Source organism: Micromonospora sp. NPDC048894 (genome assembly GCF_040649765.1).
Taxonomy (GTDB): Bacteria; Actinomycetota; Actinomycetes; order Mycobacteriales; family Micromonosporaceae; genus Micromonospora; species Micromonospora antibiotica.
In genome coordinates this window covers 149,589-174,664 of the sequence record NZ_JBEZFY010000003.1, presented here as the reverse complement: position 1 = coordinate 174,664, position 25,076 = coordinate 149,589, and the positions used below count along the sequence as shown (strand labels likewise).

Below are 25,076 nucleotides of genomic sequence, written 5' to 3'. Positions count from 1 at the left end.
GTCAGTCCCCGGCCCTGCGCAGGCAACGGTCGACGAACGCGGCCAACGGTGTCACGTGCACCTGCGGCCGGTCCCACCGGTTCTCCAGGTTCTCCGCCAGGTGGTGGGTCGCGACGACCTGCCCCGCCCGGTGGTGGCGCACCACCGGATGCAGGTATGCCGCGTCGTGGGCCTGACCGACGACATCCTGGGCCACCCGTTTCACCGTCACGTCGAACGGGTCCACCTGGTCGTGCTCCGGGCCGTACTCCAGGGTGACCACGAAAGCGTCGGAGTAGTCGTGGTCGACGGTACGCAGACCGGCCTCGGCGAAGTACGCCACCGGCACCTCCTCGTGGTAACGCGCGTCGGCGTCGGCGACGGTGACCACGTCGGCGAGGACGTCGAACTGCTGCCACAGCGCGGAGGTGCGGTTGACCCGGGCGATGATCGCGTCGGTGATCGCCGCACCGGTGGCGTCCAGCTTCTCCGCCGGCCACGGCGCATCCGCGTACCGCCGTTCGAGGATCTTGTGCAGGGCCCGTACGGCGTAGCGGAAACCGTGGATGAAACCGTTGGTGGAACGCTTGAAGTCCCGTTCCTGGGTGATGGTGCCGGCGAAGTACAGGCCGGGGACGTTGACCGACTCCCACGCCGGGGTCTGCGCCGGGAAACGGTCCCGGATCGCCAGCTCCGGCCGGCAGGACTCGTCGAAGATCGACGCGTCGAACGCGAACCCGGTGCAGGCGAGCACCCGGTCGTAGCGCAGTTCCTTGGTGACCTCGTCGGCCCGGGAGAACGCGAACGTCACCAGGTAGCCGTCGGCGTCGCGGGTGATCTGCCGGACGGTGCCGTCCAGGATCGCGTTGGCCGACTTGAGCTGGTAGGTGTCGAGGAAGTTGTTGTTCACCGCGCGCAGGTGCCCGACGTAGTGGGTGCGCCAGGCCAACCGCACCGAACTCGGGCCGGCCAGGTGGATCAGCGTGGTGGTCTCCATCAGGCTGTCCGCGGTCTCGAAGGCGGAGTTGCCCTTGCCGATGATCAGCACCTTCTGGTCGAGGTAGTCACGCGGGTCGACGGGCATGTCCGCGTACTGTTCGGCCAGCTCCAGCCCCGGGATGTCCGGCAGGTACGGCCGGGACACCCCGGTGGCGACGACCACCCGCCGGGCCCGGAAGGTCTCCCCGGCGTGCACCTCGAAGACGCCGTCCACCTTGGACACCGAAGTCACCCGGCTGCCGTAACGCACCTTGACCCCGGTCTTCGCGGCGAAGTCCGCCAGGTAACGGACCATCACGTCGGCGTCCGGGAAGTACCGCTCGGTGTACGTGGTGAACCGCAGCGCCGGATCGTCGGTGAGCAGCGAGTTCCAGTCCAGCCGCAGGTTGAACTCCGGGTCGTCGGAGCCGGTGTGCGGCTTGTTGATGGAGATCAGTTGCCGGTGCCGGGGATAGGTGGCGAAGAACGCGCCCGGGATGTCCGCGCCCTCCAGCACCAGGTAGTCGCGCCGGCCGTCGGCCTCCAGCAGGGCCGCCAGTTGCAGGCCGGCCGGCCCGGCCCCGATGATCAGATAGTCAAGCGTCACGACGGCCATCCAGGGTGAGAGGGGTCAACGGAAGTTCGAGCGTGTCCATGACGTCGGCGGCCCGCCGCACGTCACCGTCGAGCGGCCGGTCCGGATCCACCGGGGGGATCGCCTCCACCAACGCCGCCAGCGCTTCGCCGCAGCCCGGCGCGGTGGGCGTCCGGGCACCCACGTACGCGGCCTGTCGCAGCCCCAACGCGAGCGACCCGACGATCAGCCGGAGCAGCCCGGCCTGGTCCCAGACCCGCAGGGCGGCCTGGGTGCCGAGCGGGATGACGTCCTGGTTGTGCAGGTTGGTCGGCAGGCTCTGCATGCTCGCCGGCATGGCGTCCCGGCGGATCTCGGCGATCAGCGCGGTCGAGGCCAACTGCACCCCCTGGAGCCCGTGCTGCTGCCCCGGGCCGGCGGCCAGCATCGGCGGCAGGCCACCGTTGCGGTGCGGGTCGACGAGCAGGTCGAGTTGCCGCTCGGCGAGGTTGCCGACCTGCGCCACCACCATCGACAGCAGGTCGGCGGCGAACGCGGCCGGCTGGCCGAAGAAGTTGCCGCCGTGCACCACGAGATCGTCGTCGGGAAAGAACAGCGGGTTGTCGCTGACGCTGCCCAGGTCGGCGGTGACCACGGCATCGACGTGGCGCAGCGCGTCCTCGGCCGCGCCGAGCAGCTGCGGCGCACACCGGATGCTGTACGGCTCCTGCAACGGGCGCTTGCCCGACGGGACCAGCCCGTCGCTGACCCGCCGCATCCGCACGCCCACGTCGATCGCGCCCGGATGGCCGTACGCGCGCAGCAGCCGGGCGTCGAGGAACTGCGGATCGGCGCCGAGCAGGTCGGCCAGCAAGCAGGTGAGCACCTGCACCGCCCGGTGCGCTGCCCGCACGGCGGACAACGCCAAGGCCGTCGCCGCAGTGGTCAGCGAGGTGCCGTTGACCAGGGCGAGCGCGTCCCGACCGTCCAGCGGCAACGGCTCCAGACCCGCCCGTTGCAACGCCTCGGCCGCCGGCAGGCGTACCCCGTCGAGGTAGGCGTGGCCGCGACCGCGCAGCGCCTGGGCCACCGCCCCCAACGGGATCAGGTCGCCACTCGCGCCGACCGAACCCCACCGCGGCACCGCCGGCACGAAGCTGGTGCCGAGCATCGCCGCCAACGCGTCGACCACGTGCGGGGACACCCCCGACGCGCCCTGGGCCAGCGACCAGGCTCGCACCAGCACCGTCGCCCGGACGATCCCGGGGGCGAGGTCGGGGCCGTGGCCCGCGCCGAGGTGGGCGAGGGTGTTGTCGGCCTGGTCGCGCAGGTCGGCCCGGCCGGCGTACCCGACGAGGGCACCGAAACCGGTGGTGCTGCCGTACACCGCGCGATCCTCACCGAGCACCTCGGACAGGAAGATGCGGGTGTGCGTGACCCGGTCGCGGACCTGCGGCCCGACCACGACCCGGACCGGGTCCCGGGCGGCGCTCAGGTCGGCGATCCGCAGCGGGGCCGCGAGATCTACCTCTGTCGTCATGCGACGGGACCCTAGAGACGAAATCTCAGAACGCTTTGAAATCGGGCCGATACGGTGCGCCGCATGACGCTCGACTACCTGATCATCGGAGCCGGGCCGGCCGGGCTCCAGCTCGCCGCCCTGCTGGAGCGCGACGGCCGTGACCACCTGGTGCTGGAGGCCGGGCCGACGCCGGGGGCGTTCTTCGCCCGTTATCCCCGGCACCGGCAGCTGATCTCGATCAACAAGGTCTGGACCGGTTCCGACGATCCGGAGTTCAACCTGCGCTCCGACTGGAACTCGCTGCTCACCGACGACCCGGCGCTGCTGTTCCGCAACTTCAGCCGGCGCTACTTCCCCGACGCCGACGACATGGTGCGCTACCTGGCCGCCTTCGCGCAGGGGCTGCGGGTCCGGTACGACACCCGGGTCACCCGGATCGCCCGCGACGGCGACCTGTTCACCGTTCAGACCGACGCCGACACCCTGACCGCCCGCCGGGTCGTCGTCGCCACCGGCGTCTCCCAGCTGTACGTGCCGCCGATCGAGGGCGTCGACCTCGCCGAACGCTACGACACCGTCAGCGTCGACCCGGACGACTTCACCAACCAGCGGGTCCTGATCATCGGCAAGGGCAACTCGGCCTTCGAGACCGCCGACGCCCTGGTCGAGACCGCCGCCGTCATCCACGTCGCCGGCCCGCACTCGATCCGGCTGGCCTGGCAGACGCACTACGTCGGGCACCTGCGTGCGGTCAACAACAACTTCCTCGACACCTACCAGCTCAAGTCGCAGAACGCGGTGCTCGACGGCACCGTCGAGCGGATCGCCCGCCGCGACGACGGCGGCTACCGCATCGACTTCCGGTACGCCCGCACCCGCGAGTCGATCCGGCAACTCGACTACGACCGGGTCATCCTGTGCACCGGCTTCCGCTTCGACGCCAGCATCTTCGACCCGTCGGCGCGACCCCGGCTGGCCGTCAACGACCGCTTCCCCGAGCAGACCTCCAGCTTCGAGTCGGTGAACGTGCCCGGTCTGTACTTCGCCGGCACCCTCACCCAGCAGCGCGACTTCAAGCGCTCCACCAACGGCTTCATCCACGGCTTCCGGTACGGCGTACGCGCCCTGCACCGGATGCTCGCCGCCCGGCACCACGGCACGCCGTGGCCGGCCACCACCCTGGACGCCACCCCGGAAGCGATCACCGACGCGATCATCGCCCGGATCAACCGCACCTCCGCGCTGTGGCAGCAGTTCACCGTCCTCGGCGACGTCGTCGTGATCGCCGACGGCGTCGCGCGCTACCACGAGGAGGTGCCGGTGGCCCACCTGCACGACGGTGGCCTGGGGGCCGAGCCGTTCGCCGTGGTGACCACCCTGGAGTACGGCCCGGACCACGACCAGGTCGACCCGTTCGACATCACCGTCCCCCGGATCGCCGAGAACGACGCCGAACGCGCCCACGACGCCAGCTACCTGCACCCCGTCGTCCGGGTGCACCGGGGCGGGCAGCTCGTCGCCACCCACCACCTCGCCGAGAACCTGGAGAACAACTGGGACCTGCCCGGCGTGCACCAGCAGCCCCTGGCGCTGTTCCTCAAGGGCGTCCTGTCCGATGCCGGCTGAGCACCACAACGACGGCCGTCGCGCGGCCGAGCACCAGCACGCCGACCACCGCGCGACTGAGCACCACAACGACGGCCGTCGCGCGGCGGAGCACCAGCACGCCGACCGCCGCGCGACGGAGCCCGGCCACCACGGCGGGCACGACCGGGCCGGTCGCGGGTCGGCGGACCGCGACCGGGCCGGTTCCGGCACGGTCGCCGCCGGTGACGAGCGGTGGCCGCAGCCCGTGCTGCGGTTGCTCACCACCGGTGGCGACCGGCCGGTCTTCGAAGACGGCGACCGGATCGTCGGCGCGGCCGAGCTGGCGGACCTGGTCCGGCGGACCGCCAGCGGGCTGCGCGCCGCCGGCATCGGGCCGGGTCGGGCGGTGGCGTTGCGGATCGGGGTCACCCCGGAGGCGCTCGCCGGTGTCCTCGCCGCGTTCACCGTCGGCGCCCGGGTCTCCGGCATCCGGCCCGAGCTGACGCCGGCACAACTCGACCGGCTGCTCGCCAGCGACGACGCGCTGCTCGTCGACGACACCCGGCTCGCCGCGCTGGCGCGGACCCCCGACGACGGCAGCCCGCTGGTCGCCGCCGGCCGGCCCGCCGACATCGCCCGGATCACCTGGACCAGCGGCAGCACCGGCAACCCCAAGGGCTGCGCCCAGACGTACGCGGCGATGGGCGCGGCCTGGGCGGCGTACCCCGAACGGTGGCCGGCGGCGATCGCCGACCTCGCGCCCCGGCTGGGCCGCTACCTGGTCTTCGGTTCACTGAGCAGCCAGGTGATGCTGGAGTACGGCATCCTCACCCTCGCTGCCGGGGGCACCCTGGTCGCCGCCCGCCCGCCGGGCTTCCCCGGCATGATCACCCGGCACCGGGCCACCGCGAGCGTGATCACCGTCGGCAAGCTGCACCAGCTCGTCCGCGACCAGCGCACCGACCCGGTCGACCTGAGCAGCCTGCGGGCGCTCGTGGTGTCCGGTTCGCCGCTCACCGCGTCCCGGCTCGCCGAGGCGCTCGACGTGCTCGGGCCGGTGGTCTTCCACGGCTACGGGCAGACCGAGACCGGCATGATCGCGATGGTCACCCCGACCGAGCTGCTGGCCGACCCGGGCCGGCTCGCCTCGGTCGGGCGCGCGCCCGACGTGGTCGACCTGTCCATCCGCGACGCCACCGGCCGACCTGCCGCCGAGGGTGAACTCTTCGTCCGGACCCCGGCGCAGGCCAGCGCCTACTGGGCGGACCCGGCCGAGACCGCCGAGGTGTTCACCGACGGGTGGGTGCGCACCCGCGACCTGGCCCGGTTGGACGCCGACGGCTACCTGCACCTGTCCGGCCGGGTCCGGGACGTCATCATCGTCAACGCCAACCTGGTGTACGCCGGCCCGATCGAACGGGTGCTCGCCGCCGACCCCGCCGTCGCCGAGGCGTACGTCGTCAGCCGTCCCGACGACGTCACCGGCGAGGCGGTGCACGCGTACGTGGTGCCGGCCACCGGGTGCCCGTTGGACGTCGGCCGGCTACGCGACCGGGTCGCGGCGACCCTGGGCGCAGCCGCCGTCCCGACGACGGTCGAGGTGATCGACCGGGTCCCGGTGGGGCCGAGTGGCAAGCCGGACAAGCGCGCCCTGGGCGTGGGCACCGGCTGAGCCGTCGACTACCGCTTCTGCGCGACGAGCAGATATTCGTGGGCCCGGTTGTTGACCAGCGGGTCTCCCCCGGTGACCGGGCGCGGATACAGGTGGATGCGTTCGTCGCCGAGGGTGAGGTGACCCCCGAGCACCCGGCCGACGTCCCACGCCAACGGCACGAACCGGTCGGCGACCCGCCGGTTCTGCACCGCGACCACCGCGTACGCGCCCCGCTTGAGGACCCGGGCCAGCGCGTGGAAGGCATGGTCGAGGGCGGTCAGGTAGGCGGAGTAGTCGCGCAGCGCATAGAACTGACCGTCGACCGGGGAGTCGGTGTCGAGCGCGGTGCCGAAGTAGGGCAGGTCGGTGACGACGAAGTCGACGCTGCGGTCGGGCACCGGGGGCCGGCGGGCGTCACCGCAGATCATCACCTGCTGCGGGTACGCCCCCAGCCGGCGCGACGCCTGCGCGGCCCGGTCCGGGGATATCTCCAGGCCGATGCCCCGCCGACCGGTGACCGAGGCCGCCACCAGGCTGGTCCCCCACCCGGCGAACGGGTCGAACACCAGGTCCCCGGGGTGGGTGAACTCGGTGATCAGCGGCGCGATCTGACTCACCCAGCCGCACTGCCCGGCGGCCTGCGGTGGCGCGTGCCGGGGATCGTCGCCGGTGAGCACCACCCAGCTGGCAACTCCCATCAGTTCTTCTCCCTGACTCGTACGAGCCCGGCGGCAGCACGGCCATCCCCGGGGTCGGTTTCGGTGGAGCCCCCGTCGGGGTCGGTGGTGGTGGGCGGTGGGGTCTCCTGCGCCGGTGCCGGCTGCGGTCGGAGCGCCTCCGGCGGCAGGTGGGGTTCGAGGCGCAACACGCCGACGGCGGCGACCACCACACCCACCGCCAGCACCAGCCACATGCCGGTCGGCGACAGCGACAGCAAACCGGTCAGCACCGCCGGCGCCAACGCGCCCGGCACCGCCCAGGACAGCTGGTAGACGGCCAGGTGCCGACCCCGGGTCTGCGCGGGGGCGGCGTTGACCACCAACGCCGACGCGGTCGCCCCGTGCAGGAGTTCCCCGACGGTGAACAGCCCGGTCGCGGCGAAGACGCCCGCCAGCAGGACCGCACCTCCGGCCGTCGCCCCGAGCACCGCGAACGACACGAACGACAACCCGAAGATGCCGGCGCCGGCCGCCACGGCCCGGGACCGGCGGAACCGGGTCAGCGCCCGGGTGACGGGGATCTGCGCCACCGCGATGCCGATGGTGTTCACCGCGTAGAGCGCGCCGACGAGCGAGGCCGGCTGCCCCAGGTGCAGGGTCACGTAGACGGGCAGGCTCACCGACAACACCATGTAACCGAACGCGGTCGGCACGTTGAGCAGGGTGAGGGCGAGGAACGGCCGGTTGCGGGCCACCAGCCGGTAACCCCGGCGGGCAGCCGCGGCCGGGGCGGTGGCATCGGGTCGACCGCCCTGGACGGGGATCGCGCGGATCAGCCCGGCCGCGACGGTGAAGGCCACCGCGGCGGTCAGCACGATCACGGTGAACGCCCGGTCGGCCCGGACGGTGAGGGCGGCCCCCGCGAGCAGGCCACCCGCGCCGAGGCCGGCGTTGCGCAGGCTGCGTTGCGCGGCGATGAGTTTGTCCCGGGCGCTGCCCGTGGCGATCTCGGCGACCAGCGAATGCACCGACGGGGAAAACGACACGTCGCCGAACGCCACCACCAGCACGGCCAGGAACAGCGGCCCTGCCGAGTCGACCAGGGGGTAACAGGCGAAGGCGGCGGCCCGCAGCAGGTAACCGCCCACCACGACGGCCCGCGCGCCGAACCGGTCGACGAGCACCCCGGTCAGCGGATTGGCGATCAGGCCGAGCACCGCCGCCGCGCTGACGATCGCGCCGACCCGCCCCACGGACAGGCCGGTGCTGTGCTGGAAGTAGATCAGCGACAGCGGCAGGTACATGCCGCTGCCGGTGGCGTCGATCACCATCGCGGCCATATACCGGGCCTGGACACCCCGGGTCGTCACGACGGCTCCCCGATCTGGATCTGCGCGGCGACCCGGTCGCCGAGCCGGCGCAGCCGCGCCTCACACTCGACCCGGGTCGGGGCGACGGCGATGGCGGCGGTCAGGAAGTCGGCCGACCCGGCGGCCGGTGGGATCACCTGCCCGGGTCGCGCCCAGCACCAGAACCGGCGCACCCAGGGCTCCGTCGGCGGGGTGGGCACCGTGCGGACCAGCCCGGGACGCTTCATCATCAGCACCTGACCGGACATGCTGCGCGGACGCGGCCGGACGCCGCCGGCGAGCCGGTCGACGGCGGGGACGGGCAACCCGAGGTGGGTACGCAGCTCCGCCTCCGCCAGGTTGACGCCGAACATCACCTCGAACACCTCGCGGATCTTCGCCCCGCCGCTGCGGCAGGCGATCTCGCAGAGCACCAACCGGTCGTCGGGGGTGTGGAACACCTCGGCGTGGAAGGCATGGTCGGTGAGCCCACCGGGGCGGCGGGTGAGGGCGGCCAGCACCCGGTCGACCAGATCGAGCAGCCGCCCGGTGAGCGGGTCGTCCGGGTCGAGCGTCACGTCGACGCGCGGGCCCGGGTCGCTGCCGAACGAGGCGAGGTCGTACTGGTACTGCGAGGGCCAGGCCACGGCGGTCCGACCGGCCCGGACGAACCCGTCGACGTGGCACATCCTCCCGGGCACGAACCGCTCGACGATGATGTCGTCGCGGCTGCCGCCCCGGTACAGCTCGTCCAGGTGGGTCCGCAGCTGCCCGGGTGACCGGACGATACGCAACCCGATGGAGTTGTAGCCGGCCCGGTGCTTCAACACGACCGGGTACCCGTGCTCGGCGGCGAAGTCCGACACCTGCGCCGCCGTGGCCGCCAGGGCGTACGGGGCCACCTCGATGCCGGCCGCCGCCGCCTGCTGCTTCATCAGCAGCTTGTCGCGGAACGGCCGGATGTCCGCCGGTCGGGGACCGGGCAGCCCCCAGCGCACCCGCAGGTCGGCGGCGAGTTCCAGGTCCGCCTCGTGCAGGGCGACGACGTGCCGGGGCCGGTAGCGCTCGGCCAGCGCGATGGCCCGGTCCGTCACGTCCCGGTCGTAGTGGTCGAGCACCTCGAGGTGGGCCAGGCCCAGGGTGTCGGTGGGGACCTGCTCACCGAAGGACTCGATCTTGTCGCGGGCGGCGAGCACCACCACCGGCTGGTCGTGGTCGGCGAGCCAGTCCCGGTACGGGAACGGCTCCAACGGATTGCGGTGCAGGATCAGCACGCTCATGTCAGGCCACCGCCCCGGACACCTGAGCCACCTCGGCGGCCCGGGCGAGGTGTTCCCCGCCCCGGTCGTCGACGATCCGGATCCGGATGAACTCGTCGATGACCTGGGCACCCCGGGCGGCGGCGGCGGTCGCGGTGGGCCCGGTGACGGCGACCAGCCCGAGCCGGTCCCAGTTGTCCCGCAGGGGACGTACCTCGTCGCCGGGGCGGGCGCTGATCCGTACCGCCAGGACGTCGGGTTGGCGCAGCGCCTCCTCGACCCCCTCGACGGACAGCACCCGGCCGGGTGGACCGACGATGGCCCGTACGCAGCCGCCACCCCGGGGTGCGGGGCTGTCCGGCAGCGCGTCGACCAGGCGGAACGGCCACCCGACGGCGAGCCGGTCCAGGTCGATGCCGTAGACCGCCCGCACCAGCTCGGGGATCGCGTCCCCGCCGTAGCGGTGGTGGCCCTCGATGATGCGGGCCCGGGTGCCACTGAGGCGGACCTCGGTGTGGCAGGGCCCGTCGGTGAACTCCAGGTGGTCGAGGAACGTGCCGACGCACTCGCCGACCCGGTCCCAGGCGTCCTCGGTGAGCCGGGCCGGTACGGCGTGGCCGAGTTCGGCGAAGTGAGCCGGGTCGGTCATCTTCTCGGTGACGGTGACGACCACGTGCCGGCCGGCGAAGCTGAACGTCTCGACGCTGAACTCCCGACCGTGGACGTACTCCTCCATCAGGAAGTCGTCGAGCACCAGCAGGGTCGACACCCGGTCGGTGCGGGTCCCCCGCAGCCGGCACACCTGCTCCCAGACGGCCTCGTGCCCGGACGGGTCGTCGACCCGGAACACCCCGATGCTTGCGGTGGCGGCGGTCGGTTTCACCACGAACGGGTATCCGTGGCGTGCGCCGAAGGCGCCCAGGTCGTCGAAGTCGTGCAGCGGTGTCGCCGCGACCGCGTCGGCGTCGCGGCGGACCAGGTGGCGGCGCATGGCCAGTTTGTCGCGGAACCGGCGGGACACCGGGTAGGTGGTGCCGTCCAGGCCGAGCAGGTCACGGGCGCGGGCCGCGACGTCCAGGCCCGGCTCGGTCAGCGAGACCACCTGGTCGATGCGCCACTGCTGGTGCAGCCGGGTCACCACCGGCGCGGTCAGGGTCCAGTCGGTGTAGTCGAGCACCTCGGCGACGTCGGCCAGCCGCCGCTGCCGATCGGTGATCTTGGTGGGGTGCTGGAGCAGGAGCACCCGCAGACCGAGTTCCTTCGCCGCGACGAGGGTGTCGTCGACGCCACCGACGAGAAGCAGTGTCCTCACGGGAGTTCCTCTCCAATCCTCGGGCGTCTCACGGACGCTCCGACCACATGCTCAGGTAGCGCTCCCCGGTGTCAGGGAGGATGACCACGATCCGTTTGTCGACGCTGTCGCGTCGCCGGGCCACCCGCAGCGCGACGTGCGTCGCCGCCCCCGAGGACACCCCGGCGAGCACCCCCACCCGCCGGGCCAGCCAGCTGCTCGTCTCGGCCGCCTCGTCGTCGGTGACGGTCACCACCTCGTCGATCAGGCTCAGATCGGTGGTGGGGGCGACGAACCCACCGTTGAAACCGGGAATGGCGTGGGTGCCCGGCGTACCCCCGGACAACAGCGGCGAGCCCGCCGGCTCGACCGCGACCGCCCGCAGCGCGGGGTTGCGCTCCTTGAGATAGCCGGCGGTGCCGCTGAGCGTGCCGCCGGTGCCGACCCCGCAGACCAGGACGTCGACCCGGCCGCCGGTGTCGGCCCAGATCTCCGGGCCGGTGGTCTCCCGGTGGGCCCGGGGGTTGTCGTCGTTGTCGTGCTGCCGGACGAACCACGCGCCCGGCGTCATCGCGCAGATCTCCTCGGCCTTGTCCACGGCCCCCTGGTAGCGCGCCTCGCGCGGGGTCAGCACCACGTCGGCACCGAAGCGCCGCAGCAGGCCGATCCGCTCCGGGGTGGCGTTGTCCGGCAACACGATGATGCAGTGGTGCCCGCGCGCCGCACACAGGGCGGCCAACGCGATGCCGGTGTTGCCCGACGTCGCCTCCACGACGACACCGCCGGGGCGCAGCCGGCCGTCGGCCTCCGCCGCGCGGAGCATGTAGAGCGCCGCGCGGTCCTTCACGCTCGCGGCCGGGTTGGCGCACTCCAGCTTGGCCAGCACTTCGACGCCGGGTGCCCCGTGCGCGACGGGCAACCGCAGCAGCGGTGTGTTGCCGACGAGGTCGTCGATGCCGTCGGCGATGCTGGGTAGCGGTCTCGGTGCGAGGGTACGGTTCGGCTGCGCCATGGCGGTCTCCACCTCCTCCAGGGGCCGGGGCGTCAGTAGTTCGGCACCTTGCGCAGCAGGTGCTGCCGTTCGACGATCTCCGGTTGGTAGACCTGCGCCTGCCAGCGCTGCTCCTCCACCGGCTCCAGGGCGATGGACACCACGTTCGGGCTGCACCCGAACGCGGTGGTGACCGCCTCGGTCAACTCGTCGACCAGTTGCTGCTCGGTGTCCCGGTGCAGGTCGACCGGAAAGAACTTGATGTTGATGTGCGGCATCGGATCCTCCTGGGATCGCGGACGTCGGTGGGGTACGGACGTCGGTGGGTGCGGATGTCAGTGGGGTGCAGTTGTCAGTGGGATGCGGGGCGCAGCGGGGTCGCGGCGGCCACCGCGGTGGCGAGGCGGGTGACGACCTGTCCGGCGGGTTCCGGCCGGGCCAGGCGGTAGCCCACCCCGGCCCAGAGCGCCATCTCCTCGACGTCACCGCGTGCCGCCGCCGCTGCCCGCAGCGGCCTGGTCAGGTGGTGCACCTGCGGGTACCCGGCCGGTGCCGACGCGTCGAAGGCGTCGACGAACCGGTTGCGCAGGCCCCGGGCCGGGCGGCCGGAGAACGCCCGGGTGACGACCGTGCCGGGTCGCCCGGGATCGGTGAGCGCCGCCCGGTGCACCGGGTGGGTGCCGGCCTGCGGGGTCAGCAGCAGCGCGGTGCCGACCTGCACCGCCGACGCGCCGGCCGCGACCACCGCGTCGACCTCCGCCGGTCCGGTGATGCCGCCGGCAGCGATCAGCGGCACCGCGACGACCCGTCGTACCGCCCTGACCAGCTCGGCCGTGCCCGGCTGCGGGTCGGTGCGGACGTCGGGGGTGAAGCCCGCCCGGTGACCGCCGGCCCCGGCGCCCTGCACGCAGAGGGCGTCGGCGCCCACCGCGACGGCCGACTGCGCCTCCGCCACGTCGGTGACGGTGACCACCACCTGCGACCCGGTGGCGTGCAGCCGGTCCACGACCGCCCGGGACGGGCAGCCGAAGGTGAAGCTGACCACCGGTGCCCGCGCGGCGAGCAGCACCTCGATCTTCTCGGCGAAGTGGTCGGTGTCCCGCTCGGGCGGGTCGGGCAGGGTCACCCCCCGGCGGGCGGCCAGCGGCAGCAGCGCCTGCCGGTAGCGGGCGACGGCGGCCGGGTCCACCGGCCGGGACTCCGGCACGAACACGTTGACGCCGAACGGGCCGGCCGTGGCCCGACGGACCCGGTCGATGTCGGCGGCCAGGTCCGCCGGGCGCTGGTAGCCGGCGGCCAGGAAACCGAGGCCCCCGGCGTCACTGACCGCCGCGACGAGGGCGGGCGTGCTGACGCCTCCCGCCATCGGCGCACCGACCACCGGACGCGCCAGCGGACCCGGCCGGCTCACGGCCGCCGACCCTCGGCCGGTGCCGCCGCCCGCATCCCGAACGTGCGGTGCCGGTGCAGGGCCCGGTCCACCAGCAGGTCGGCGGCGCCGACGTAGCGGGCCGGGTCGAGCAGGGTGGCGACCTCACCCGGATCCAGGACGGCGGTGACCCGGGGGTCGGCCGTGACCAGGTCACGCAACGGCTGCCCGGTCTCGATGGCCCGGCCGGTCAGCGCGGTCAGCAGCTCCTTCGCCTCGACCCGGCCCAGCAGCGGGGCCAGCCGGACGGCCAACCGTTCCGAGGCCATGAACTCCCCGGCGAGGTCGAGGTTGGTGCGCATCCGGTCGGGGAACACCGTCAGCCCGGCGGCCAGTTCGGCCGCCGCGTCGGCGGCACCCCCGGTCAGCCGCAACGCCTCCCGCAACGGTTGCCACTCCGCGTGCCAGGCGCCACCGGGGCGTTCGTCCTCGGCGACGAGGCAGTGCGCGACGGTGGCGGCGAGCTGCGGCAACTGTGCCGCCGCCGCCCGGATCCGGGTCGCCAGCACCGGGTTGCGCTTGTGCGGCATCGCGGAGGACACCCCGCGCCCCGGGCGGGTCGGCTCCGCCACTTCCCCGATCTCGGTACGCGTCATGACCTGCACGTCCGCCGCCATCGCGCCGAGCACGCCGGTGGTGAGACCCAACGCGCCCACGACGGCGTGCAGGGGCGTCCGCACGGTGTGCCAGGGTGCGTGCGGCTCGGCCAGGGACAGTTCCGCGGCGAAGGCGTGGATCAGCTTCTCGGCGTAGGCGTCGTCGGTGTCCCCGGCCAGCCGGGCGAACTCCAGGTAACCGCCGAGGGTGCCGGCGGCCCCGCCGAGCTGCACCGGCAACCCCTCGGCCAGCAGGGCGTGGATCGCCTGCCGGGCGTCGAGGACACCGGAGAGCCAGGTCGCCGCCTTCAGGCCGAACGTGGTCGGCACGGCGTGCTGGGTCAGGGTCCGACCCGCCATCGCGGTGCCCCGGTGCCGGTCCGCGAGGCCGGCCAGGGCATCGGCGGTGGCCGCCAGGTCCGCGTCGACGACCCGCAGCGCCCGTTCCGCCACCAGGATCAGGGCGGTGTCCAGGATGTCCTGGCTGGTGGAGCCGCGGTGCACGTACTCCGCGGCGGCCGGGTCCAGCGCCGTGACCAGGTCGGTGAGCGCGGCGACCACCGCGACCACCGGGTTCGCCGTCTCGGTCGCCCGACGGGCGACGGTGTCCAGGTCGATCCGCCGCGCGTCGGCGACGGCGGTGATGGTATCCGCGTGTTCCGTCGGCACCACCCCCAGCCGGGCCTGGGCCCGCACCAACGCGGCCTCGGCGTCGAGCATCGCCTGGAGCACCGCCCGGTCCCGCACGGCGTGCTCGATGGCCCGGTCGGCGCTGCTGGGACTGAGCAGCCCGTGGTCGAAGCCTTCGGTCATGTCGTCACCGCTCCCGTCGTGGTGGTCGCCCGCACGGTGAGGGCGAGCACCGACAGGCTGATCGCGTCCGCGTCGCCGAGCATCACCGAGTTGACGCCCGGCCGTGCCCCCGCCGCGGTCGCCCAGTGTGCGCCCTCGGTGGGCACCCCGAAGACGAACCGGCGGGCGTGTCGTTCGCCGGCCGCCGTCACCGGGTGGAACGGCCGGCCGGTGACGGCCAGCCCACCGGTGACGTGCGGCTGCGCCTCCTGGTCGGCCACCACGTGCGGGGTGCAGGAGCGGTGCGCGAGCATCCACCCCAGCAACGGATCGGCGGTACGACGCAGGTCGACCTCCGGCAGCCGCGCCTCGATCATCGCGGTCACCACGTCCCGGGTCCCCGGCGTGCGAGGGGACTCGACGAGGAACCCGCCCTGCTCGGGGCAGGGTGACACCCGCATCCCGGCCCCGACGACCCGCAGCACCCCGGCGCGGATGAGCGCGGCCAACTGCTCGACCCGGTGGGCCGGCGGTCCGATGCTGAGGAAGGCGTTCATCGGGGTGTACCAGTCGTCCAGGTGGTGGCGGTGCGAGCTGCCCCGCAGGCCACCGTGGTCGACGGCGAGGCGTACCTCGTTACGCAGGTCGCGCAGGACGTCCATGGCGGCCTTCAGCGGGCCGCTGACGTTGCCCTCCTGTGCCGTGTCGGCGTCCTCCTGCAGGTAACGCAGCATCCATTCCTGCAACGCCGCCGGGTCGGCGAAGGTCTCGTCGCGGGCCGGGTCCAGCACCGCGTCCCAGTCCCACCGTTCGGTGATCCCGTAACGCTCGCGGATCTGCTCCTCCTGCCCGTCGCCCCGGGGCACGGCGAGGTATTCGGCCTCGAACCGTCGGGCCTTGCCCCGGCAGCCGCGGCGGCGCAGCACGGCCACGTAGAAGACCGTCTCCACCTCCTTGGCGATCAGCGGCCACAGGTCGGTCATGAAGTCCAACGGCGTCGCGTCCGGGGCGGTACGCAGCCGCTCCACCAGCTCCACGGTGAGCACACGCGGTTCGTGCCGCCCGTGCGCGCCCTTCTCGTTGCGCCCCCGCGCCCGGTACGGGATGCCCCGCCGGGACCCGGCCAGCAACTGCGGTTCCAACCCGGACGGCAGGTAGGTCAACTGGCCGTCGTCGCCCCGGACGTAGCGGCCGGCGCGGCCCTCGGTGAGCAGGGCCAGGTAGTCGAAGAAGCAGAGTCCCAGCCCACGCAGGAGGGTGGGTTCGCCGGGCCGCACCATCGACAGGTCCACGTCGGCCGGGTTGGCCGGCAGGATGTAGGTGAGTCCCCGCTCGACGGCGAACTCGGCCAGCTTCTGCTCCTGCACCGTCGGGGTGACCGGGAAGTGGCCCTGCGCCAGCACCACCGCGTCCAGGCCGGGGAGCCGGTCGCCGGTCTGCAACTGCACGCACTGCCGGCCGTCGGACTCGTCCCACACCGCGACGGCGACCGTGGCGTGGGCGTGGACGCTGACGTTCGCCGGTGCCGTGGCGACCACCCGGTGGTAGACCCAGGTGAGGTAGTGGCCGAACAACCGGCGGGTGGAGTAGGTGTCGGGTCCCACCCCGCGCAGCTCCTCGGCGACGTCGGACGGGAACTGGGCGAGGTCACCCATCAGCACCTGGAAGCGGGCCCACTCGTAGAGGCTGGGGCCCTCCCGCAGCTGGCCGGCCAGCTCCACGGTCGGGTCGGTGAACACGGTCACCTGGGAGGCCACGGTGTTCATCAGCAGCCGGTCGGACTGGTCGGCCCGCCACACCCGGCCCGCCCCCGGCGGGTACGGGTCGACGACGTCGATGCGTACCGGGCGGTCGGGGTCGGCCGCGGCGTTGGTGACCAGGCGCTCCAGCACGCACAGGCCACGCGGCCCCATGCCGACGACGCACACCGACAGCGGATCACTGGTAGACATCGACGTCCTCCTGGTAGCCGCCGCTGAGCAGCGCGCGCAACGGGGCGGCGGCCTTCAGCAGCATCTCGTCGAACTCCCCCTCCGGATCGGAGTCGAGGATGATGGCCCCGCCCGCACCGACCCGCATCCCGTCGCCGGACAGCACCGCGGTGCGGATCACGATGTTGAGGTCGGCCGTGCCGTTGCAGCTGAGGAAGCCCAGCGAGCCGGAGTAGATGCCCCGGGCGGTGGTCTCCAGCCCGTCGATGATCTCCAGCGTCCGCAGCTTGGGCGCCCCGGTCATCGAGCCGCCGGGGAAGCACGCCTCGACGCAGTCGACGGCGGTGGCCTCGGCCCGCAGGCGGCCCCGGATGGTCGAGACCAGCTGGTGCACGCTCGCGTACGACTCGGTCTGCATCAGCTTGGGGACGGTGACGCTGCCGACCTCGCACACCCGGCCGAGGTCGTTGCGGAGCAGGTCGACGATCATCAGGTTCTCGGCGCGGGTCTTGTCGCTGGTGGTCAGCTCGTCGCGCAGTGCCGCGTCGACCGTCGGGTCCGGGTCCCGGGGCGCGGTCCCCTTGATCGGCTTGGTCTCGACCACCCGGTCGGCGGTCAGCCGCAGGAAGCGTTCCGGGGAGGAGCAGGCCACCTCGATGTCGCCCAGCCGCAGGTAGGCCGAGTAGGGCGCGGGGTTGTAGCGGCGCATGGCCCGGTAGAAGGCGAACCCGTCGCGGGGACGCGGCAGGCGCAGCCCGTTGGTCAGGCAGATCTCGTAGCTCTCCCCGGCGACCAGTTCCCGCTTGCAGGCGGCGATGTCGGCCAGGTACTGCTCCCGGTCCCGCTCCAGCGACGCGACCAGCGAGGTGGTGTCGACCGGCGGCGGGGTGAGCGGGGTGACCGGTCCCGCCTCGGGGATCGCGGTGAGCTGCTCGGCGACGGTCTCGACCCAGTCCTGCGCCGCGTCGTCGCTGCCCTCGCTGCCGTCGGAGAGGGCCACCAGGTAGGTCTGCCGGTCCCGGTGGTCGACCGCGACGAACCGGTCGGCGAAGATCCAGTACGCGTCCGGGGTGTCGGCGCGGTGCGGCCCGGCAGCGCCGAGGTCACCCTTCAGCTCGTAGCCGAAGTAGCCGACGTAGCCGCAGGTCAGGTCGGTGGGCAGGGCCGACGAGTCGAGGTGGATGCCGGCCAGCCGCTGCTGGAGGTAGGACAGGATGGTGCCGGGCACCCGGGTCGGGGCGCCGGCCGCCGAGGTGACCTCGACCGCGTCGGTGCCGACGTCGTAGCGGACCACCTCGGACAGCGGCCCGGAGGCGTCACCGAGGTAGGAGAAGCGGGACAGCCCCTCCTCGACCCGGGCGCTGTCCAGCCAGAAGGCGTGGGTGGCGTCCCGGAACAGCCGGGTGAACGCCTGCTCGGCGTCGGTCTCCCAGCCGAGGGTGCGCACGTGCAGCCGGTGCGTCGGCGCGGCGATGGGCGGCGGGGCGGCCACCTGAATGCTCTCCCGGGCCTGGTGGGCCCGGGTCAGGTCACGGAAGTTGCCGAGCAGGGTCTGCCCGTACTCCGTGCAGATCGACTCGGGGTGGAACTGGAGCCCCCACATGGGCCGGCTGACGTGCCGCAGGCCCATGATCACGCCGTCCTCGGCCCAGGCGGTCGCCACCAGCTCCGGGGGCAGGTCCGACACGCACAGCGAGTGGTACCGCACGGCGGTGAACTGCTGCGGGATGCCGGCGAACAGGCCGTCGGAGTCGTGGGTGATCGACGCCAGGTGGCCGTGCCGCGGCACGGGCGCGGAGTGGACGGCCGCGCCGTGGCCGGAGGCGATGCCCTGGTGGCCGAGGCAGACCCCGAGCACCGGCACCGGGGAGTCCGCGATGACCTGGGCGGAGAAGCCGAAGTCCTTCTCCCGGTCGGGTCGACCGGGGCCGGGCGAGATCACCACGTTGTCGAAACGACGCAGGTCCAGGGTGGCCACGGCCGGATCGTCGTGGCGGATCACGGTGGGCTCGACGCCGTTGACGACGGCGATGAGCTGGAACAGGTTGTAGGTGTAGGAGTCGTAGTTGTCGACCAGCAGGGTGCGCACTGATGCCTCCTCCGCTCGGGTCACGAAGTTGTCGGGGACGGGTGTTCAGCGGTGCATCGCGGCGACGAGCGCGTCGACGACCGCGTCGGCCTGCTCGTTGTTGAGCCGCGGGTCGCACAGCGACCGGTAGTTGCGGCCGAGCTGGCTCTCGTCGGTCACGCTCGCGCCCACGCACTCGGTGACGTCGTCCGCGGCGATCTCCAGGTGCAGGCCCGCCGGCTCCAGACCGTGACCGCGCAGCACCTCGACGAAGGTGGTCAGCTCGCCCACGATGGCGTCCAGGTGGCGGGTCTTCACCCCACCGGCGCCGCGGACGGTGTTGCCGTGCATGGCGTCGCTCATCCAGGCGACCGGGTGGCCGGCGTCGACCACCGCCCGCACCAGGGGCGGCAGGTGATCGGCGATCCGCTGCTGACCCATCCGGCTGATCAGGGTGAGCCGGCCGGGCCGGCGGTGCGGGTCGAGCAACGCGCAGATCCGCAGCACGTCGTCGACGGTGGCGCTGGGGCCGACCTTGACCGCGACCGGGTTGCCCAACCCGGCCAGGAAGTTCAGGTGCGCATCGTCCACCCCACGGGTGCGGTCACCCACCCAGGGCAGGTGCGTCGAGCGCAGGAACCACTCGCCGGTGACCTCGTCGAGGCGGGTCAGCGCCTGCTCGTACTCGAGGATGAGCACCTCGTGGCTGGTCCATACGCCGCCGCCGGCCCGCGCCAGCTCCGCCACCACCTGACGGGCGGTGTAGTAGCAGGACAGCAGCCGGTACGGGTCGGGCTGGCGGGCCAGCGCGGTGCCCTCCGGTTCGTTGACCATCAGCCCGCGGAACACGGGCAGCAGCTGCCCGTCGACCGCTTCGAACGGCTCGGAGCGGGGCTTGGCGAACTGGCCGCCGAGCCGTCCCAGACCGATGGTCGGGCGGTGCAGCTCACGGGCCAGGCGCTCGCCGAGCGCCGTGATGGCCCGGTGTTTGGCCCGTGCCGAAGCGGTGGCGGCCATGCCGAGTGGCTCGGCGCAGTCGCCGGCCTGGAGCACGAACGCCTTCCCGGCGCTGGCGAGGGCCAGTTCCTCGCGCAGCCGCCTGATCTCCTCGACGCCGGTCAGCGCGGGCAGGCCGGACAGGTAGTCGGCGACAGCGTCGAGTTCGTCCCGGTCCGGCCAGGTCGGCTGCTGCGTGATGGGCAGCTTGCGCCAGCCGGCGGGGCTCCAACTGTCGGTGGTGGGCGCCTCGGGGCGCCGTACGAGAAGCTGTGGTGATGCCATGGAAGTCTCCCCCTGTATTCTTCGGGGCGGCCCGGTCACCGAAGAGGGTGCCGCGATCCGGTACGGACCGTATCGGCGGGGAAGACGATTGGCACAGGGCCATGTTTGCCATCTCGCTAGTACCACTGGGATTGGCACCTGACTATTTGGCTACATGGCCCTTTGGCACCGACGAAACGACTTATACGCTCTTCCTCAATGCGGTACGACTACCCGGATGGGCACGGCCGGTGAATTGCTCGACAACTGTCGTCAGGCGGTTGACGCCGGCCAGGATCTTCTCGGGTGGCGTGGCCGCGTAACCGAGGACCAGCCCCCGGCCGATCCCTTCCAGCTCGTCGCCGAACGACGACAGCGGATAGACCCGCAGGCGTGCCTCCCGGCCGAGCCGGGCCAGGCGCTGCTCGTCGGCGGTCTCCGGCAGGCTGGCGACCAGGTGGGTGCCCCGCGGCGGGTTGTCGATCGTGACGAACCCGCCGAGCCTGCCGCGCAGCGCGCCGACGAGGATGTCGCCGCGTTCCCGATAGACGTCACGCATCCGCCTGACGTGCCGGGCGAGATGATTCGCCTCGATGAACTCGGCGAGCGCGGACTGGGTGAGGATGTTGAGCGAGTTGACGGTCGCCCGTTGCACCTCGGTGACGATGTCGACGAGATCCGGTGGCACCACCAGATAGGCCAGGCACAGGCCGGGAAACAGAACCTTGCTGAAGGTCCCGACGTAGATGACCCGTCCACGCTCGTCGGCCTGGTGCAGCGGTGGACCGGGATTCTCCGCCCAGAACTCACCGTCGTAGTCGTCCTCGATGATCCAGCCGTCGTTGTCACTGGCCCACGCCAACACCTCGGCCCGGCGGGCCGCGGACATCCGGACCGACAGGGGGAACTGGTTGTTGGGGGTCACCACCGCCATCCGGGCGTCCGGATGGCGGGCCTGGCCCACCCCGATGCACATGCCCTCGGCGTCGACCGGCACCGGGCAGGTCTCGACGCCGGCGGAGTGCAGGGCACCCCGGATGGCCTGCAGGCCCGGGTCCTCGACCAGGGCCTTCTCCCCCGGTTCGAGCAGGGTCACGGCCATGACGTGCACGGCGATCTGGGCGCTCGGCTGGATGATCACCTGTTCCGGGGTGCACCGGACGCCGCGCATGAGCCCGAGCATGGCCGCGATGCCCTTGCGCAGCGGCCAGTAGCCGGCCGGGTCGCGGTGGGTGTAGAGGGCACTGGTCAGCTGATGCGACTTGCTGAACATGATCTGGCCCCAGACCTTCGACGGGAAGAGGTCCAGGGCGGGCATGCCGAGGGTGAACGGACGGTCCGGGTAGCGCAGCTGGTCGTGCGCCGGGGTGAAGTAGGCCGACGCCTCGGCCATCCGGCGGGCGGCCCGGGTGATGCGCAGTGGCGTCCGGGTGGTCGGCCGGGGGAGCTTGGCCTCCATCTCCCGGACGCTCTGCCGGGTGGCCACCCGGGTGCCGGAGCCCACCCGGCCGTCGAGGTAGCCCTCGGCGAGCAGCCGGTCGTACGCCACGAGCACGGTGTTGCGCGAGACGCCCAACTCCTTGGCCAGGGTACGGGTGGCCGGCAGCCGGGTGCCCGGGGTGAGTTGTCCCGCCTCGATGCTCCACCGCAACTGTTCGTACAACTGTTGGTAAAGCGGTGCCGATGAATGACGGTCGATGAGGAAACCGCTTCCCGGCAGCGCGGGCGACTCACGTGGCATGCATTTGTCCCTTGCCCGATCGGGCGGGGCGGCATGGCACGTTCCGGCCCGCGCTGACGATCCATCTCCCGACCGGACCGGCTCAAGAAACGGAAATTACCATACCTACAACTTAGCTACTGGCGAGAGCGCGGCGGACCCCGCCGGCAGGACGATTCCTGACACCAGTCTGTCCAAATGGGCCGCGCTGTCCACGATGTACGGAAAGACGGTGCTCGTGTCGGCGAGTCGGCCCTCCGTGCGGGTGGGCAGGGTCACCGGCATCGCCACGTCCAGGAGGGACCGCCCGGCCGGACGGGGGGTGGTGAGATCGACGACGCCCCCCGCCGCCAGCCGGCGGTAGCTGGCGAGTTGACCGGTGAGACTGCCGAGCCCACCCGCCCCGGTCGACGGCCGACGGTCCGGCTGCCGGACGGCGGAGTCCAGGGCGAACCCGGTCAGCGCCACCACCAGAGTGGACCGCTCCGGATCCAGGTAGGCGATCTTGCAGACGTCGTCCTGGTCGGTGCAGATGTCCGGCCGGACACTGGCCTTGGCCGGCTCGGTCAGGTCGACGGTGAGCACCCGGTAGCGTGGCCGGGCGCCGGTCAACCGCTCGTGGCACTGCAACACCGCCGCACCCGTCGCATCGGTCAGCACCACGTCCGGATCACCCAACAGGTCCGCCGACCACGGGGTCGTCGTCTGGATCGGGGTGGAGATGACCACCGCGCCGACGATCAGCCCGGCGATCAGGGCGACGAGCCCCTCCGCGCTGCCCATCGTCAGGATGGCCAGCCGGGTCTGCGTGCCGTCGCCGGACTCACCGATCCGCCCGGCCAGCGTCGCCGACTGGCGCAGCAGGTCACCGTAGGTGAGCGACGACTCGGTCTGGTTGGGCAGCTGGAACCGTACCGCCTGACCGGTCGCCCACCACCCGTCGGAGAGCAGTTCCTCAAGCCAGCGCATGATCCCTCGTTCCGGTCGACACGACGCCCTTGGACTGCAACAGGAACAGCGACAGGTTGCCCTCGTGCGGGATGCCGGGCGTGCTGTCCCAGGGCAGGGTCAGCCCGCACGTCACCTTGCGGACACTCGGGTCGGCCACCGCCGCTGCCCGCAGGTCGACGTCGTCGGTCACCAGGTTGAGCACCAGCGCGTCACCCAGGGCGGCGACGCCGTCCGCGCGCCGCCACGGGGCCACCACGACGAACGGGAACGGCAGCTCGACACCCACCGCCGGATGCCGCGGGTCGTCCGTGGACAGCACGGTGGGCAGCGGCCGGTGCGACCCGTCCGGCAGTCGCACCAGCGGGTCCGCGCCCGCCGCCGTGTGCACGGTCGCCCCGGTCGTGAGCCCGGCGAGCTGCCGGCGCAGGCCCTCGGCGCGGGTGGCGTCGACGACGGGCAGGGTGGCGTCGGACGCCGTCACCTCCGGGCTGGCCAGTGCGTCGAAACGGGCGGCGAGGGCATCGGCGACCTGCCGGGGATCACCGGTGGTCAACACCAGGGAGATGTTGTTGCACCGGGTCCCCCCGTCGTAGGCCGCGCTGACGGTGAGATGCTCGAGGACCTCGGCGGTCACCGGCCGGTCCAGCAGCACCCGGCTGCGGCCGGGCCCCCGGGTGGTGACCGTCGCGCTGTCGGCCCACCGCCGGACGGCGTCGCTACCGCCGTAGACGATGCCCCGGTCGGCGGCTTCGAGGAGGTACTCCCCCACCGCCCGCTCGCCCGGCAGGAAGGAGATCCGGTGTTCCGCCAGGCCGGCGGCGAGCAGGGCGAGGGTCAACCGCCGGGCGGTGAAGGGTTCCCGGGTGCCGGGGCGCACCAGCACGCTGTAGCCCAGCGCCAGCGCGTGCAGCCACGAGTCGTTGGGCGCCGGGTGGTTGCTGGCCATCACGGCCGCGAAGAGCCGCCCGGCGGGCACCCAGGCCGTCTCGTAACCGTCGCCCAACCGGGACGCCGGCAGCTCCGCCCGGGTGGTGGCGGGCAGGTGGGTGAGGCTGCGCACGATGTCGGCCACGGCATGCCGGACGGTGACCCGGGGCAGGCCGGCGGCGAGCGCGACCCGCCGCTCGTACTCCTCGGGGGTCTCCCCGTCGAGGTCGGCCGTGGCGAACAGCTCGGCGGCCCGCAGCAGCAGGTCGTGCCCGACCGGGGTGCCGTCGGCCGCCCGCCGGGCCCGGGTCACCGCGCCGACGGCCATCAGCCTCGGCACCATGCCCACCTCGCCCAGCAGGTCGCCCCGGACGTCGGCGAGCGGGGCCCGGTCGAGGCTGCGCACCGGCCGACCGCAGACGATCGGCTCCACCACGATGCCGGCCACTCAGTACACCCCCTCGATCACCCGGACGTCGCCGACCTCGGCCACGGTGCCGACCTCGGCCAGGCCGTCGACCGTGGCGTCACCGACCGGCTCCACCCGCACGGCGGTGTCCCGCTCGATGACGTTGGGCAGGAACATCTCCTCGCTGACCAGACTCAGCCGGACCCGGCCCCGCTGACCGTAGTCCACCACCGCGCCGTGCTCGTCGACCACGTCGATCCACACCGCCTCGGCGTACGGCTCGAACACGCACAGGTGCCGGTCGTCGGGGCGCCGGGGCCGTTGCGGCGCCACCCCCATCAGGGTGTTGCCGTAGATCCCCACGATCGTGGTGTCGGGGAAGAAGACCTCCTCGACCTGGCGCAGGCTCTCCGGGCTGAACGAGGTGCCGGCCCAGATGATCGTCTCGACACTCCGCTCGACGGCGGCGTGCAGCTCCGGGTCCGCGCAGATCGCCTCGATCAGCGGGGGCGTGGTGCTGAGCACCTTGACCGGTTGCGACCGCAGCACCTCGGCGGCCTGGTCCAGCAGGTGCCGCACGTACCGCTTGACCATGTCGGTCTCGCCCGCAGCCACCAGCTTCTTGACCCAGCGCGGGTCGAAGTCGACGGTGTGGAACATGCCGTTGCCGAGGGCGGCGTAGCGGGCGCAGTCGTAGGCGAAGACGTGCGGCCCGCTCGGGCCCAGGTGCAGCCAGTGCGCCGGATCGGCGATGTGGTGCGCCCGCAGCCGTTGCATCGCCCAGGACAGCAGCCGACGCCGGTAGTCCCGGTCGACGATGCGCTTGGGCGCCCCGCTGGTGCCGCCCGACTCGTACACCCGGAAGCCGGTGCCGGTCAGGCCGCGGGGGATCAGATCACCGACCGGCACGTGCCGCAGCTGTTCGGTGAGGTCCGGAAACCGCACCAGGTCGGCCGCGCCGTCGATGTCGCGCAGCGGATCGAAGTCGAGCAGTCCGCGTTGACGCAGCCAGAACGCCGACCCGGTCTGCGGGTCGAAGTGCCAGTGCAGCAGCCGTCGGACCCGTTCGTCGAAGGTCTCGGCGCGGCCCTGCGCCAGCGCCGTGGTCATCGTGTCCATCTTCGCTCCTCGCCGATCGTCTGGGGAATCG

General features: G+C 72.7%; 19 protein-coding genes. 2 read left to right on the top strand and 17 right to left on the bottom strand.

Going from position 1 to position 25,076, the window contains the following annotated elements; all coding sequences use genetic code 11:
* Position 1 precedes the first annotated feature (1 nt).
* The gene (locus tag AB0C22_RS07890) at positions 2 to 1,573 is read right to left on the bottom strand and encodes an FAD-dependent oxidoreductase (protein WP_219463082.1); all 1,572 of its coding nucleotides are present in this window, start codon (positions 1,571 to 1,573) and stop codon (positions 2 to 4) included.
* Positions 1,554 to 3,071: an aromatic amino acid ammonia-lyase gene (locus AB0C22_RS07885; RefSeq protein ID WP_219463084.1), complete on the bottom strand. Its 1,518-nt coding sequence runs from the start codon at positions 3,069 to 3,071 to the stop codon at positions 1,554 to 1,556. The genes AB0C22_RS07890 and AB0C22_RS07885 overlap by 20 nt, the downstream gene beginning before the upstream one ends.
* A 63-nt stretch (positions 3,072 to 3,134) precedes the next feature.
* On the opposite strand from AB0C22_RS07885, the gene AB0C22_RS07880 reads away from it, so the two are divergent.
* Together AB0C22_RS07880 and AB0C22_RS07875 are read left to right on the top strand one after the other, a co-directional pair.
* A complete protein-coding gene (locus AB0C22_RS07880) occupies positions 3,135 to 4,679 on the top strand; it encodes an NAD(P)-binding domain-containing protein (RefSeq protein ID WP_219463086.1) in 1,545 nt (514 codons plus the stop codon).
* Positions 4,669 to 6,312 (top strand): AMP-binding protein, encoded by a 1,644-nt coding sequence (locus tag AB0C22_RS07875; RefSeq protein WP_357534156.1) that lies wholly within the window; start codon positions 4,669 to 4,671, stop codon positions 6,310 to 6,312. Before AB0C22_RS07880 ends, AB0C22_RS07875 begins: the two co-directional genes overlap by 11 nt.
* A gap of 8 nt (positions 6,313 to 6,320) precedes the next feature.
* Here AB0C22_RS07875 and AB0C22_RS07870 read toward each other — a convergent pair whose 3' ends face one another.
* From AB0C22_RS07870 to AB0C22_RS07800, 15 genes are all read right to left on the bottom strand, one after another.
* Positions 6,321 to 6,992 (bottom strand): DNA methyltransferase, encoded by a 672-nt coding sequence (locus tag AB0C22_RS07870; protein ID WP_208570038.1) that lies wholly within the window; start codon positions 6,990 to 6,992, stop codon positions 6,321 to 6,323.
* The gene (locus AB0C22_RS07865; RefSeq protein WP_357534155.1) at positions 6,992 to 8,323 is read right to left on the bottom strand and encodes an MFS transporter; all 1,332 of its coding nucleotides are present in this window, start codon (positions 8,321 to 8,323) and stop codon (positions 6,992 to 6,994) included. Before AB0C22_RS07865 ends, AB0C22_RS07870 begins: the two co-directional genes overlap by 1 nt.
* Positions 8,320 to 9,582 carry an ATP-grasp domain-containing protein gene (locus tag AB0C22_RS07860; RefSeq protein WP_357534153.1) on the bottom strand — a complete coding sequence of 421 codons (1,263 nt, stop codon included), beginning with the start codon at positions 9,580 to 9,582 and terminating at the stop codon, positions 8,320 to 8,322. Before AB0C22_RS07860 ends, AB0C22_RS07865 begins: the two co-directional genes overlap by 4 nt.
* A gap of 1 nt (position 9,583) precedes the next feature.
* Positions 9,584 to 10,873, bottom strand: coding sequence for an ATP-grasp domain-containing protein (locus tag AB0C22_RS07855; RefSeq protein ID WP_357534151.1), 1,290 nt, complete (start codon positions 10,871 to 10,873; stop codon positions 9,584 to 9,586).
* Positions 10,874 to 10,901: 28 nt separating this feature from the next.
* Positions 10,902 to 11,864: a cysteine synthase A gene (cysK, locus tag AB0C22_RS07850; protein ID WP_208570042.1), complete on the bottom strand. Its 963-nt coding sequence runs from the start codon at positions 11,862 to 11,864 to the stop codon at positions 10,902 to 10,904.
* A 32-nt stretch (positions 11,865 to 11,896) separates the two neighbouring features.
* The gene (locus AB0C22_RS07845; RefSeq protein WP_088647261.1) at positions 11,897 to 12,121 is read right to left on the bottom strand and encodes a tautomerase family protein; all 225 of its coding nucleotides are present in this window, start codon (positions 12,119 to 12,121) and stop codon (positions 11,897 to 11,899) included.
* 74 nt (positions 12,122 to 12,195) lie between these two features.
* A complete protein-coding gene (locus AB0C22_RS07840) occupies positions 12,196 to 13,254 on the bottom strand; it encodes a nitronate monooxygenase (protein WP_357534149.1) in 1,059 nt (352 codons plus the stop codon).
* Positions 13,251 to 14,681: a lyase family protein gene (locus AB0C22_RS07835; protein ID WP_357534147.1), complete on the bottom strand. Its 1,431-nt coding sequence runs from the start codon at positions 14,679 to 14,681 to the stop codon at positions 13,251 to 13,253. The genes AB0C22_RS07840 and AB0C22_RS07835 overlap by 4 nt, the downstream gene beginning before the upstream one ends.
* Positions 14,678 to 16,612, bottom strand: coding sequence for an FAD/NAD(P)-binding protein (locus AB0C22_RS07830; protein WP_357534145.1), 1,935 nt, complete (start codon positions 16,610 to 16,612; stop codon positions 14,678 to 14,680). The genes AB0C22_RS07835 and AB0C22_RS07830 overlap by 4 nt, the downstream gene beginning before the upstream one ends.
* The gene (pabB, locus tag AB0C22_RS07825; RefSeq protein ID WP_219463103.1) at positions 16,599 to 18,680 is read right to left on the bottom strand and encodes an aminodeoxychorismate synthase component I; all 2,082 of its coding nucleotides are present in this window, start codon (positions 18,678 to 18,680) and stop codon (positions 16,599 to 16,601) included. Before pabB ends, AB0C22_RS07830 begins: the two co-directional genes overlap by 14 nt.
* 45 nt (positions 18,681 to 18,725) lie before the next feature.
* Complete coding sequence (locus AB0C22_RS07820; protein WP_219463104.1) at positions 18,726 to 19,940, bottom strand: 3-deoxy-7-phosphoheptulonate synthase; 1,215 nt, start codon at positions 19,938 to 19,940, stop codon at positions 18,726 to 18,728.
* 181 nt (positions 19,941 to 20,121) lie between these two features.
* Positions 20,122 to 21,660 (bottom strand): PLP-dependent aminotransferase family protein, encoded by a 1,539-nt coding sequence (locus tag AB0C22_RS07815; protein WP_208570047.1) that lies wholly within the window; start codon positions 21,658 to 21,660, stop codon positions 20,122 to 20,124.
* A 105-nt stretch (positions 21,661 to 21,765) separates the two neighbouring features.
* Positions 21,766 to 22,608 carry a hypothetical protein gene (locus tag AB0C22_RS07810; protein WP_208570048.1) on the bottom strand — a complete coding sequence of 281 codons (843 nt, stop codon included), beginning with the start codon at positions 22,606 to 22,608 and terminating at the stop codon, positions 21,766 to 21,768.
* Complete coding sequence (locus AB0C22_RS07805) at positions 22,595 to 23,965, bottom strand: aldehyde dehydrogenase family protein (RefSeq protein WP_357534142.1); 1,371 nt, start codon at positions 23,963 to 23,965, stop codon at positions 22,595 to 22,597. The genes AB0C22_RS07810 and AB0C22_RS07805 overlap by 14 nt, the downstream gene beginning before the upstream one ends.
* Entirely contained in the window at positions 23,966 to 25,045 is a 1,080-nt protein-coding gene (locus AB0C22_RS07800; protein ID WP_219463109.1) for a hypothetical protein, read from the bottom strand.
* Positions 25,046 to 25,076: the final 31 nt, after the last annotated feature.